Raw genomic sequence first — 12,764 nt, forward strand, 5'->3', positions numbered from 1 at the left:
TTACCACCTCATCTTGCGATAACGATTGAGGTCATGCTTGTAATTAAGCACAACCTCTTCGATGATCGCTTTACCCGTATTGGTCACACCGCCCGCGGCACTGCCGGCAGAAACAGAAGTATCCCCGACCTTGACGTTGGCCGCTTCTCCGACCGTATCTTCGACTTCCTCCACATTCGGCAGATCCACGCGGACCGCATCGATCGTCATGGACGCCCACGTAAAGAGCAAGCCCCGCGGCAGACTCTCAATGCCACAGTAATGCAAGATGCGATGCTCGATCTCCGAAATGTACGTTTCGATAAGTGGCTGCAGCGCATCATCGGCCAGCTGCATGCGTGCCTTGATGATAGGCCATACGTCAATGACCGTTATCATAGGCTACTCTGGGAAACGGACAACGTCCGCATCCTGCAGCCTCGGCAGATCGCTTACATTAATCGTTTCACGCTCGCCTTTGCGATAAACTTTTCCCGCTTCGCGGACGTTCTTCGTAAAGATAACTTCTACCGTTTCGGGCAATTCATTTTCTTTTTCTTTTCCAGCAGCCATGTCGGATGCTCCTTTCTGTTTTCAAACTAAATAGGAGGGGCTTTCGCCACTCCTACGCTACTTTAGCAATAAAAATAGTGTCCATTGTCTCGAAAGACGGGAGCACGATTTCAGAAACGATTGTATTAACATTAACTGGGTGCGGTTCAACAATAGTTGTAATCGCCACACCAGTATTCACGATTTGCACCTCTGCCGCGGTGGAACCAGACATTAAATCCGCTTCCTCCGGTGTTGTACCATACCAAGTCGTACCCAAGTTGCCCTCTGGGAACAACGTGAAGTAATCATCAGGGTAGAATTGATGCGTGCTGCCATCCAGCAATGCATATTTTTTGTTATAAACAACAATCGTAAGCCCGAATTTATCCAGCAAATATTGCTTCATCATTGCGTCAGTCACAATAACATTCTGCCATCCTACGGGATTCATATCTTTCAGGAATCCTTGGTTACGCATGATGTAGCCCCACGTTTTACGAGTGCAAAGCCCACGTTTAGCACGCACACCCGTGTCCTCCTCGATTTTGTCCTGCCACTCGGAGAAGTGTCCTGCAATATTGGCGGTAGGGGAACTCCATTGCTCCGAAACGTCCGTAATGGTCTCTTTGTGGTCAGGATTGAAGCGATAGTCATAACGTTGATCCTGACGCGTCGCCGCGGATGTAATCCTAATTTCCCCGCTAGAAAGTAGCTGCATGATTTGGCGTTCGGGAATAACATCGGCGCCACTTACTAGCGTTGCCACATCATTATAGATTTGGCTCACCAACGGCATGATGTAAGCATCGTTAGAATTCTCCTGAAGCTTGAGCAATTCTTGGCGATCCTTTTCACCCAACCGCATTGCTTCACGGAAGAACGGCATTTCTGTTTCAACCTTGTCAAATCCAATGCGGTCCCGCAGAGTAGCTTTTGCATCAAATGCAGATGGCTGTAGTGATACAGGCAAACCCCGTGCTCCCTTAATCCAAGCAAGGTCCAGCCCTAGTTTTTTCTTAGCTGGGAACAACGTAGCCCCCAAATAAGGAACAGCATTACTCGGGTTATTTGCCATAAAGGTAGCGATAGCCCTAGCACTGAAATAATCAAAAATAGTTTTCATTCGAATTATGCCCCTCCCCGCCTATTAGGCGATGAATGTAATTTGTTTAAGTGCTGTAATTTCGTCCGCGGTTGGCTGCGCGGGCAGCTTGGTTTTGTCGATGTAGCCGTGAATGATCATTGCGCCCGGAGCTGGGCCATACGTAACATCAACGTCATACTGCAGAACACCCTCAGCATTGCTCACTCCTGTTGTAGTCACAGCTTTTTTCGCAAGCTTTGTCGGATCGGCCAGCATGCCGTTACCAATGATCGTCCCAGCAGGAACAATCTTCTTACCATCCACCGCAGTTATGCCGGTGTCATCCACCGTTACCGGAATATCAACGTAATGATCCGGAGTTTTGAGAATTTCTTTTGTGTTCCCATAGGTTTGTGAAGTGAACTTCATTTCCTAATCGCCTCCATTATCCAAAATAAAGTTTTTGCCCTTCTGCAGCCGCAGCATTCGTTTTTGCAAACTCAGCTACACGTTTGCCTAATTCTGCAGCTTCGTCCTTGCCGCCACCCGATCCACCAGCTCCGCCGCCTTCATTCGGCTTAGCGCCTTTGAATTGAAAGCTTCCATTACCGCCCTTGTCTTCCGGAACAAACAAGAATCCTTTGTCCTTTTGAAGCGTTGTGATTTGGTCGTCCAGACCGCCCTTCACGTTGCCAGCTTCGTCAAGCTCGATTTTACTGCTGTCGAGCTGACCGGCTACAATATCCAGATCATGCACCTTACCAGCAAGCGCCAACTTAATAGCGGTGCTGACACGTAATTGCTTTGCGTCAGCCTCATACTGCTCTTTGTTCGTTTTGTTCTCGGCCTGCAGCGTTTCAATTTTCTTCGCCAGCTCCGCAGCATCGCCGCCAGCCTTTTTCAATTCTTCCAGTTGCTTGTCGCGCTCCTTCAGGTCGTCCTCAGCTTTCTTCTTAGCTTCGTTAACTTCCTTGAAGCGATGCTCTGGCACCCAAGCCTTATAATTCGTTTCCACGCCGCCAGTAATCGCCGTGATTTGCGCATCCGTTAGCCCCTGCGCTTTAAGCAACTCTTTCAACCAATCCATGTATATCAATCCCTTCACTTGTTATCCCGGTGTGTCCGGTCGATTTGCCCAGTTTATTGCGTCATATGACAGGACAACAAAAAAGGCCGCTATTCAGCAGCCTCTACTAGCTCATATTCGCTTTCCAATTCACCTTTTTTCATCAGCTGCAGTTGGCCGGCAGCGTCTTTGACAATAAACTCCCCCTTGCGGGCAATGATTACGCTGTATGCGTCACGGATCACCCGGAGCTGCGCGCCGTCCGAATTGTACTCTACCTGGATTAGCAAGCCGGTGAAATCCTTAATGGCCTGCGGGTTATCTGGCTCGTTGGTAAACTCGATGGCATCGACATACACGCTTTTCTTATAGCGCTTCGACATTAATCCATCCTCCAAATATCTGATAGTCGGGGCTTGCACCCAAAGGGAGTCCGCATTACACCAATCTTATTGAGATAATAAAACACCTCTCCTCGAAAATATAATAACTTGAGCCAGAGCCTCATCAATGGGTACATCCACCATGGAGCATAGCAGTAACGACCACTCAGCATTTCAAAGTCGTACAGTACCATCCCCCGTTTGTTATGCATCTTCCGGAGAGCGGGCACATCATGGCGACCAATTTTTCTAATCATGTTCAAGCCTCCCGGCAAAATAAAAAGACACCCTCGCCGCAGCATGAGTGTCTTAATCAGATTATAGGTAATTCGTTCAATGCTTCCCGATCAGCCTTCTGCATTTGCTGCAGCAGCTTCTCATGTAGTGGCTTCACATCTTCCGGAGCATCCGGCTTCAATATGACCGTGTTGTTTCCGAACTCAATCCAGGGCGCCAGCTTCGGCGGGATAAACGGCATCATAAGAGACCGGCCTCCTTTAATTTTCTTCGCAATATATTAATTACCTCCACCGACAGGCGGCGGGGCTTCTCAGTCCCTATAACCTCTGCAAATGCTTCAGCCAGAAACTCCTTGCTGTTCTTATTGGCGTATCCACTTAATTCATTCATGATGTTTTTCGGCAGGTTTGCGATGCCGAGGTTGCCCAAAGCTTCCAGCATAATAGCCTGTGAAAGAACGCCTTTTTGAACCCGGGACCATATCACCTGTGCATCATCGACCGATAACGCCGCTCCAGTCCACGCCCCCATAACCTTCATGGCATGCGAGTATTCAAGCAGGTGCCCGAACTCATGAACAAACAGCGACTCCCGTGTCGAGCCGACAGGCCAATGCTTCACTTTCACCGACTCCCTGATTATATCATCAATCTCGGAAGACTTATAGTAGCGTGATGACACCTGCAGGCTGGCGGAAACCTTACCGTCGGTATAAGCCAAGCTGGCTTGTGCGACAAAATCCTCTGTGTCTACAGCCTTGATCTGCTTTGCAAACCCCTTAATAGCAGGGAATTCAGTCATTGCTTTATGCATGGCCCTATTGACAGAATTGACGCTCTCCAAGTCCAAGCCGCTATAATCAGCGCTGTCAAATCCGTAATCATCAACGGCTGCCTTCTCAGCTGCTCGCACTGTCTTAGCCGGCACAAAGGCTTGAGGCAATGACTGCGGAACTGCTGGAATGACTACAGGCGGTTCTTTCGGCTGCGGATCGCCATTATTCGGCGGCTCCGTCGCATCCTTCGGTGCATGCTTGGCTGCCCAGTCGTCGTAACTCATGTTGCCAGGTACTGAATAGGTTTTGCCGTCCGCTCCGCCGCGAGCTGCACGCTCTCCTTCGTCACCATCCTCATAATAAGGAATGGTTGTTGAACGGCAGCGTACATGCAGCGGGGGATAGTTGCGCCCAGCCTGCGCCTCTGAAACAGGCAATATCTCGCTGTCCATGCCGCGGCACTCTTGCGAGGTACGTCTATCGAGCGTTGCAACAAACTGGTACCGCTTGACACCCGACTGCTGGTATCCGTCCAGACGGGATTGCCCCGAGAAGTAAGCAGCCTCTGTCCGGATCAGCGTTTCGGCAGCTCGCTTGCTGACGCCCATCCGTTGCGCGAAATCATTAATAAGCTTGTCCGAGGGCTCACCTCGTATCAGGTCCTGCGTCATGATCGTCTGCAGCTCCGCGACTAGCTTATCCCTGTCCTTCCAGATACGAGCCGAAAAGTTACTTCCGTCTGGCGCCCAGGGCTTCGACAACACCTTATCAATCTGCCGGGAATCCAAACCTGCAAACGGCACGCCCTTACCTATTCCCCGCTGCACCTCATAGATGCCTTTGTAATAGCCATCCTTGTAAATGCCGCCTAGCGTGTCAGCAGATCCCTTTTGCCGCTTCCCAGCCAGTACCTCTACTTCCTGCTGCAACTTGGTCTGTAATTCCTCAAGCCGGGTAATGTGCGCCTTCGCACTGGCGTTCTCCAACTGCTTAAGCCAACGCTGATCAACAGCGTTTTCTCGGCCAGCCTTGATGTACTCATCAACCGACCAGCGGAATTCTTTCAACTCGTTATTGGTGAGCAGTTTCCGCGCCTCTGCCATGCTGACGCCGTTGTTTTTAGCAAGCCGACCATACCAGGCTTCCGTTTCTTTCTTAATGCGGGCCGTGGCCTTGTCGTACTCGGCATTCTGCTGCTTAATGTAATCATCGCCTTTATTCAGCATTGATTCATTTAGTTGGTCCATACGGCGGGACCAATAATCAGCCGACCTCATGCGGTACCGCCCGGCTCAATTGGCGTCGCAGCAGGCAGGCCGCCAGCGGCAGTAATCTCCGCACTCTCTTGCATTTTAGCCCTTTCGGCCTCCTTGCGGTCCAGCTCCGCCTTCACGTCAGTCACATATGGATGCTGCGCGACAAGCGTCTCGTCAGAGAGGATTCCAACGCTGTCCTTAATGCCTGTAATAATGGCAGCCTCGTCAACTGGCATGTCGCGGTTAAAGATACATTCCACCTTCTCATCGCTATAATCGACCCCTGTCGTATTATGAAGGTGTTGGACGATGAACCAAAGCAGCTGCTCCAGTGAAGCTTGAAACTCTGTTTCCAACATACTGGCATCCAAGTCGAGATCCGAATAAAGGAAGCGCAGCGCTATACCAGAAGGAGCACTACCAATATCTACGCCCTGAGTGTCCACACCGCGCCCGAATTCGTAAATGTCTTTGCGGGCTTGCTCCGTGTGAGTCTTATACGCCTCGGTATTAATTTCGATGTTTAACGCTTCAACACCGCCACGATCCTCAACAAATGCTGTTCGGTATGTGGCCATGTTTTTCCGGAACTCCGATGCAGATTGACCGCCGTAGTCCTTTACAACAAAAATACTTTCCGGCATGTCCTCCAGGTTATTGCTGTTATCAGATTTTTTATTATCGTAATCATCGACCAACGACTTAATGATTTCGACAAGCGGCTGCTCTTCTTCGTTATATTTCCAGCAGATAAAAGGCACCCGTTCCCAGTTAAGGCCCTGTTCCTCGCCATCGCTCGATTTGACGTTAAAATGAGCTTCAACCGCTCCAGCCTCAACATCAGGAACAAACCCGGTACCGCCAGTGGTGTAACGGCGAACACCTGTTGTGTTCCACCACTCTATCTTTTTAACGGTTTTACGTTGAAGCCCCTCGTATACCTCAACTTCGTATACGCGGATGATCGCATCAAGCACGGTATGAGCTTCGTCGCGCCATAATGGGATGATCTCCAGGCTATTCATGAGTTTAAAGGATAGCTGGCCGCCCTCATCGTAATAGACATGCCACCAGGCGATACCGTTATTCACCGCCGTTTTGCCAGTGCTTTTTAAGCGCCGATGTTGATCTTTATTAAAGATGTCGTCAAGCAGCTCCTGATAGGCATCGTTCTCAGCTTGGATTGTAATCGGCTTGCCTAGTAGATACCCTACCTTCTGATCAACAAGCTTTCGAACGAAGGCATTGGCCAACTGGTTATTGGCAAGGTTAGCTACAGGCTCTTTTGCCCCGCTCGCGCCGATCGCTGTCCGCTGACGCTTGTTAATATCAGTATCGTTGCGATAGTACCGGTTGCCGATCACCATCCATTCACGCTTGCTGGAGCTGTTCCAATCTCCTATTTCAAGCTGAATGATTTGCTCGAGCGAAGCTGCAGTTTTGGCTCCACGAATGATGATATTCTCTATCGCTTTTTGTTCTTCGCCGTTTGGCCATAACATTGTCATCATGGCTCCTCCTTTCATCGCTGCCCTGGGAAGAATACTCCGCTGCGTTCTGGCTGCGCAAACGACAAAACGACCGCATCCGCCCTATCGGGTGAATCCAGTCCACGTTTTTTCATATCTTCCTTGCGTTCTAATGCAATTTTACCTTTACTTGTCATGCGGTACTTACGCTGTGAGAGCTGCGTAACAAGTCGTTCATCGTCTGGCAGCTCAATCATAGGAGCCTGCCCCTGTATATGCTTGGAGAAGGATTCCTGTAGCAGGTCGCGCAGGTCCGCCCACGTCTCGGTACCACGGTTCTCGTAATGTTCTTCTTCCTTCCGTGTCGGCTTACTACCGTTGTTGATCGGCGTAACCCGCCAGCCCTTTAATCGCTCCTCCCGGATGACTTCATTTAGCCGATCCGTGACGCCGCCGCCTACACCGCTGTCATCTACCTTGATTTCAACGTTTCGGAGCTGCTGGTACTTACGAAGCATATCCCTAGACAAAGCAATCACCCAGCCAGCTGTGACCATCGTGTCCTGTTTGTTATAGCATTTGAGTTTGAAAACCTTCATTCCCACTCGTGGTGCAATAACCGTTTCATCATCACCAAATCGCGCAACGTCGACGCCCAAGTGTAGTGTATCTCCAGCAGGCTCGACAGTGCCGTTAGCAGCCAGCTCGGCCAATTCAAGCGCGATGAAGGCATCCGCCTCGGCCTTCGGAAACTCTCCATACACCCGAACTCGGACAACATCGCTTTCAGCGCCGTACTTATCAATAAGCATCTGAATGTTATCTTTGCTAGTCCGTTTACTATCCCTGCTGTCGACCTTGTGCGTGCGGAAGCGGCTTCTGTCACGATTATGCGAATCATAAAAAACCCCACTCGTTCGAGTTGGGTTCCCGCACATCAGCAACTTATTTTCATCGCCGGTTAATGTACCCATGATGGCTTCCATGATCGGATCGGCAACCCCTGAAGCCTCATCGACAATGAACAACATATAATCTGCGTGGAAGCCCTGCATGTTCTCCGCTTTGGTGGCCGTCCTGGCTGTAGCAAACCAACGTTTTTCATGACCGATCATGTAGACCTTAGTTTTGGTCCATTTAAGTAGATTCTTGACCATGGAGCTTTCTAGCCACTTTGCCACCTCGGCCCATAGTACATCGTTAAGTTGCTGCTTAGTGGGAGCCGTGCATACAACCCTGCAATTCGGCCGACAGCACAGGTACCATATGACCAAAGCAGCCTCAAAGCCGGTCTTACCTACCCCTTGCCCAGAACGGACGCTAGTCCGCGGATATTTAGCCACGTCCATCATAGCTGCCCGCTGCCAGTCATCCGGATCAAAACCCAGCATGTCCTCAGCAAAAGCGACCGGGTCATCCCAATACAAATCAAGCAATAGCGCAATGTCAGAAACGACGTTATACGGCTTACTCATCGGCAGCCTTTGCCCGTAGCGCCTTACGCCGCTCGGCAATCTCCTTCAATGCATCTGTCCAGCTTTGAGTAGCACCGGTACCGCCTTCTAGTTTTTGCAACTCTATCTGAAGGATTCGGGTTCTGACTTGCTTCTCCTCATCAACAGCCATGAGCCTGTTCTTAAGCTCGATAGCCTTAAGCTTATTGCCCTGCACCCTGGTTAATGCATCCTCAATGCGAATGATGTCCTCAATAGCACGATAGGCTGTCTCCTCGATCTCCGTAACGACCAGTTCCTCCTTGGAACTGACAACGGTCTTCGTTTGACCAGATCGTTCGTCAAGGACAGGAACCGCTTCTTTTTTCGTGCGGAGCTGCTGCAGTACGCGTTTCTGACTCTCGGTAAGCCCGTCCATCAGTCTCTTAATGCGCTGTAGCATACGCCGCTCCCGAATAGTTAATAGGGTAATGGCTTCATTTGCTTGTTTAATCGGATCCGTATCAATCTCCGCAAGCAGCAGTTGCTCATCCTCATCAAGTGTATCGAACCATATTGATTCGTGTTCGCCGGTGCGGACAGCTTTCTTGTTGCCTGCTGGCCCCCCCTGCCCGCCACGATTACCCTTGGCATTCTTATTCCCTTTAGGAGCGCCGCCCTTATTGCCGGCAGCGTTCCTGTTACCCTTCGGGGCTCCCCGTTTGGTAACGTTACTATTGGTTTCATTGGTAACGTTACCGTTCAGTGCAGCTTCCCAATTGTCCTGATTCTTCCACTTCCGTATTTGCGAATCGCTGACTCCCAGCTCGGCGGCAATGTCCTTCAACTTCCTCTCGCCGCCGCTGTCCAGCCACATTTGTTTGGCAGCGTCTCTGTTTGGGCTGCGCTCTTTAGCCATTACATGATCACCACCTCCGCAAAGTAGGATGGGCTCATCCAGCCCTCCGTTCAGTTACGCCTAACGATGCTTATATTAGAACAAGAGAAGATTCCGTCCGGGTAGGTGTACCTCACCTGCGGAGCCTGCTGTTGCTGCTTCCGATTAGTCTGCCGGGCCGCTTCCTCTCTCACTCTCTCAGCTAACGTTTGGCTCTTAATTCCTTGTGATTCAAAGTACGACATTAAATAATTTTTTCGTTGCATTTTTCATGCCCCTGTCATTTTAGGTATCAGCTTAATAGCTGTACACTAAAAAGCATAAGGACAACGAATTACGAAATAACATCCCTTGGTACAAATCACAATTCATCTTTCTGAAGCTCTATATCAAGCTCGATGAGCTTACGCAGATCATCGACCGTATTTATTTCAATGCGGTTGTCCTGGAAGTCTTTCACCCAGCGAGCTACCACAGCTTTGATGATCCTTCTATACTGTGCTTTGGACTCCATAATCCCTAGCATAATTTCTAACTCGTGTTCCTGTAACAGGTCTATTTCTGGCGTTCCCATTGTTGTTCCCCTCGGCTTTCCGTTATGATTGGAAACGAGATAGCGGGTATATCTGCAAAGTGCCGCGCGCGGCGGACCGCTATCTCAGCCGGGGAACCGGTTCTCAGGAGGGGCGTTCACGCGCCCTTCCTTTTTATGTTGTCATTCTGCGGATCAGCACCGGCTCGATGCCAGTGGACGCCTGGTACCGCTGCTTGATGACATCACAGAATACCGGATCAAGCTCTAGCAGCAGACAGTCCCGATCCATCTGATCGCATGTCATAAGGGTGGACCCGCTCCCTCCGAAGAAATCAACCACCGTATCGCCCTTCTTGCTGCTATTACCAATAGGTATTGACAGCAGCGGGAGCGGCTTTTGCGTTGGGTGTACATACTTGCCGACATCCCCTCGTGAAACCTCCCATACCGTAGCCGGTTCCGGAATATCATCAAGCAGCCCATCACGCCACACAGTAGACTGCCGGCGGTCGCCGTACCATGCAGGAGATTTACCCTTCATATGAGCGTAAAATACAGGCTCATGCTGCCATCTGTACTGTGACCATCCGAAAGAAGGATAATTTTTAACCCATACGCAATGGCTGCGAACAACGATGCCAGCCGCATTTATAGCATCCTCAAACTGTCTCTGATAGGAAGCTGAATGAAAGATGTATATTGCTGCTGTAGGAACCATAATTGAAGCGTATTGTTGGAATACTGCATGCAAAAAGCCCGCAAACTCCTCTGCAGGCATGTCGTCATTCATAATTTTGTCGCGGCCAGCTGCTGCGAGCCGAGCTGAATCACTCTCCACGGCCACATTGTACGGAGGGTCAGTGACAACCAGGGCAGCCTGACTGCCGTCCATCAGCAGCGATACGTCAGCGCAATCCGTGGCATCACCGCACACAAGACGGTGCCTACCAAGCTGCCACACATCCCCGCGTAGAGTCTCGGGCTCTTTGATATTATCCAGCGCGCGCTGAACGTCGAAATCATCTTCAACAACTAGAGACTCAACATCCGTATCCTCAGGCAAGCCTTGTAGCAGATCATCAAGCTCTTCCATTAGAAAACCCGTTTCCAACGATACCTCATCGAGCGAATACGAAGCGGAAAGTTCTTTGATCAGGGCCGCGAGCAACTCCTCATTGGTGCTTCCTCGCAGATTACTCAAGCTTACAGTGAGTAACTTCGCCTCCTCTTGGCTGCTCTCCACAACCACGCAAGTTAGCTCTGTTAAGCCAACTTCTTTAGCGGCTCTCCAACGCTTCTCTCCCTTGATTATCGTCATATCCGCTCGAACAAGAACGGGCTGAAGCACGCCGTGCTTGTTAATGCTGTAAACCAGGGAGCGGTAACGGTTATCGTCCATCTCGTTTGGATTCCAGCTGTTGCATGTCAACTGGTCAATAGGGATTGTCTCAACTTTCAGCTTGTCCACCTCCAAACCATTGTATGTTAATCTGCTCGGCAATGCGTTGCATCATCAACGGCGGGACGCTCATCCCGCATACATACTGAACATCAGCATCCATAAAGTCATAGTCGGCTGGGAACGACTGTAGGCGGATGATATCCGTATCGCTTATACGACACGGCTCGTCATATCGTACATACACTGATGACGATAACAGCGTATTGGGAACCTTGCTACCCCTCATTAGGCGGGTATTGAAGCTTTTCTGCTTGCCCTCATGCCTTAGCGAAATATCTCCCATATCTGCATCTGCAGGACGCCTCTTCTTCCACCGCTGATATGTGACCCCATCAGTCTTCAGAGGCTTACCCTCACCGTCTTGAATATCGCCGTATAGTACAAGCGGTTCGTTGAACTCAAGCTTCAGCAAAGGCAAATCGAGGTCATTTCTTGAAGCGATAAAGATAAGGCGCTGCCGCTTTTGAGGAACGCCCATGGTCGCCGAGTTGAGCAGGAAGAGCTGCGGCCTATATCCGATGGCTCGAATCCTTGAAAGCACCAGACTGACATATCCGCGAGCCTTCCCGTTTATCATCCCCGTTACGTTCTCGGCCACAATAACCCGCGGCTTCAGCAGCTCCGCCACGTCCAAGAAATCAAAAAAGAGGTCATCCAGCCGCTGTACGGCCTGACCTTCCCTGAATTTATGCTCGCTGCCCCATTTCTTATCCCGCTGTCCTGACATCGAAAATACGCTGCAGGGTGGAGATCCGTCCAGGATGCCCAGGTCAAACAATTCCTGCGGCAGCTGGCTAGTTGGAAGCAGCTTGAACTCCTGTATAGGCATCTGGAACGGGTAGCGTGGTTTATGGTTCTTCTTGTATAGCCGCATCATCTGCGGGTCAATCTCCACATTCCCCAACACTGTATAGCCCGCCCGCTTGTAGCCCATTGTTGAGCCACCACCGCAGCTGAAGCAGCTGAACACCGTCCGACCATGCTGCGGGACATTCGCCAGATCAGACAGCCGCCAATCCCATGCAGGGCGGATCATATCGCATCCTCCTGGTTAAAGACAAAGCCACAGCGCGGGCATTTGCAATTAAACTGAGATTCATCAAACTCACCCACATCCAGCTCCTTATTGTTGAAGTCACCCAACTGATCCGGAAGCGGCTCCGTGAAATCAGCGATAAGGCGGTCTGCTTCATCCGGATCAAAGCCCGATAAGTCCAGCTCCGCTCCACTGAGCTGCAGATCCTCCAGCAGCCGCGCTAGCGCTTCATCATCCCAGCTGCCTGACACTTTGTTAAGCGCAAGGTTAAGTAGCCGCTCTTGCTGGTCGTCCAGGTCAACGACGGAAACGGTCAGCTCCGTATGACCAAGCTCGTTAACCATGATCTTATACCGCTGATGGCCGCCTACCATGTTCCCGGTGCGCTCGTTCCAGACGATCGGCTCCACATAGCCGAATGCCTCGATGCTGCGGCGGAGCTTCTCGTATTCCGGATCCCCCGGCTGCAGATCGATGCGGGGATTGTATGCGGCTGCGTTTATTCGGTTTGCTGGTATGGTTTGAATGTTCATTGCAGATCTCCTTTTTACATTTTTAACCTCGAATTATATAAATCCGAAGCGACCATAATA

15 protein-coding genes are annotated in these 12,764 nt (G+C 50.5%); all 15 read right to left on the reverse strand.

Features of this window, described 5'->3' with window-relative positions; translation table 11 throughout:
- The 15 genes from AC50YG_RS23955 to AC50YG_RS24025 all read right to left on the reverse strand — a co-directional run bounded on the left by AC50YG_RS23955 (position 1) and on the right by AC50YG_RS24025 (position 12,704).
- Positions 1-267 carry a DNA-packaging protein gene (locus AC50YG_RS23955; protein ID WP_494830316.1) on the reverse strand — a complete coding sequence of 89 codons (267 nt, stop codon included), beginning with the start codon at positions 265-267 and terminating at the stop codon, positions 1-3.
- 114 nt (positions 268-381) lie between these two features.
- Complete coding sequence (locus tag AC50YG_RS23960; protein WP_494830318.1) at positions 382-552, reverse strand: hypothetical protein; 171 nt, start codon at positions 550-552, stop codon at positions 382-384.
- 52 nt (positions 553-604) lie between these two features.
- Entirely contained in the window at positions 605-1,657 is a 1,053-nt protein-coding gene (locus AC50YG_RS23965; protein ID WP_494830320.1) for a major capsid protein, read from the reverse strand.
- A gap of 24 nt (positions 1,658-1,681) precedes the next feature.
- Complete coding sequence (locus tag AC50YG_RS23970; protein ID WP_494830322.1) at positions 1,682-2,047, reverse strand: hypothetical protein; 366 nt, start codon at positions 2,045-2,047, stop codon at positions 1,682-1,684.
- A gap of 16 nt (positions 2,048-2,063) precedes the next feature.
- On the reverse strand, positions 2,064-2,705 hold the full coding sequence (locus AC50YG_RS23975; RefSeq protein ID WP_494830324.1) for a phage scaffolding protein: 642 nt from the start codon (positions 2,703-2,705) through the stop codon (positions 2,064-2,066).
- 89 nt (positions 2,706-2,794) lie between these two features.
- Positions 2,795-3,067: a hypothetical protein gene (locus tag AC50YG_RS23980; RefSeq protein ID WP_494830326.1), complete on the reverse strand. Its 273-nt coding sequence runs from the start codon at positions 3,065-3,067 to the stop codon at positions 2,795-2,797.
- A 313-nt stretch (positions 3,068-3,380) separates the two neighbouring features.
- Complete coding sequence (locus AC50YG_RS23985) at positions 3,381-3,548, reverse strand: hypothetical protein (protein ID WP_494830328.1); 168 nt, start codon at positions 3,546-3,548, stop codon at positions 3,381-3,383.
- Positions 3,545-5,359 (reverse strand): minor capsid protein, encoded by a 1,815-nt coding sequence (locus tag AC50YG_RS23990; RefSeq protein ID WP_494830330.1) that lies wholly within the window; start codon positions 5,357-5,359, stop codon positions 3,545-3,547. Before AC50YG_RS23990 ends, AC50YG_RS23985 begins: the two co-directional genes overlap by 4 nt.
- Entirely contained in the window at positions 5,356-6,846 is a 1,491-nt protein-coding gene (locus tag AC50YG_RS23995) for a phage portal protein (RefSeq protein ID WP_494830332.1), read from the reverse strand. The genes AC50YG_RS23990 and AC50YG_RS23995 overlap by 4 nt, the downstream gene beginning before the upstream one ends.
- 14 nt (positions 6,847-6,860) lie before the next feature.
- Positions 6,861-8,282, reverse strand: coding sequence for a DEAD/DEAH box helicase family protein (locus AC50YG_RS24000; protein WP_494830334.1), 1,422 nt, complete (start codon positions 8,280-8,282; stop codon positions 6,861-6,863).
- Positions 8,275-9,159 carry a phage terminase small subunit gene (terS, locus tag AC50YG_RS24005; RefSeq protein ID WP_494830336.1) on the reverse strand — a complete coding sequence of 295 codons (885 nt, stop codon included), beginning with the start codon at positions 9,157-9,159 and terminating at the stop codon, positions 8,275-8,277. The genes AC50YG_RS24000 and terS overlap by 8 nt, the downstream gene beginning before the upstream one ends.
- A gap of 340 nt (positions 9,160-9,499) precedes the next feature.
- Positions 9,500-9,712 carry a hypothetical protein gene (locus tag AC50YG_RS24010; protein ID WP_494830338.1) on the reverse strand — a complete coding sequence of 71 codons (213 nt, stop codon included), beginning with the start codon at positions 9,710-9,712 and terminating at the stop codon, positions 9,500-9,502.
- 133 nt (positions 9,713-9,845) lie between these two features.
- Positions 9,846-11,174 carry a DNA methyltransferase gene (locus AC50YG_RS24015; RefSeq protein WP_494830340.1) on the reverse strand — a complete coding sequence of 443 codons (1,329 nt, stop codon included), beginning with the start codon at positions 11,172-11,174 and terminating at the stop codon, positions 9,846-9,848.
- Positions 11,122-12,171, reverse strand: a complete 1,050-nt coding sequence (locus AC50YG_RS24020; RefSeq protein WP_494830342.1) for a DNA cytosine methyltransferase — start codon at positions 12,169-12,171, stop codon at positions 11,122-11,124. The genes AC50YG_RS24015 and AC50YG_RS24020 overlap by 53 nt, the downstream gene beginning before the upstream one ends.
- Positions 12,168-12,704 (reverse strand): ParB N-terminal domain-containing protein, encoded by a 537-nt coding sequence (locus tag AC50YG_RS24025; protein WP_494830344.1) that lies wholly within the window; start codon positions 12,702-12,704, stop codon positions 12,168-12,170. The genes AC50YG_RS24020 and AC50YG_RS24025 overlap by 4 nt, the downstream gene beginning before the upstream one ends.
- Positions 12,705-12,764: the final 60 nt, after the last annotated feature.

This window comes from Paenibacillus sp. J31R34, from assembly GCF_059383715.1.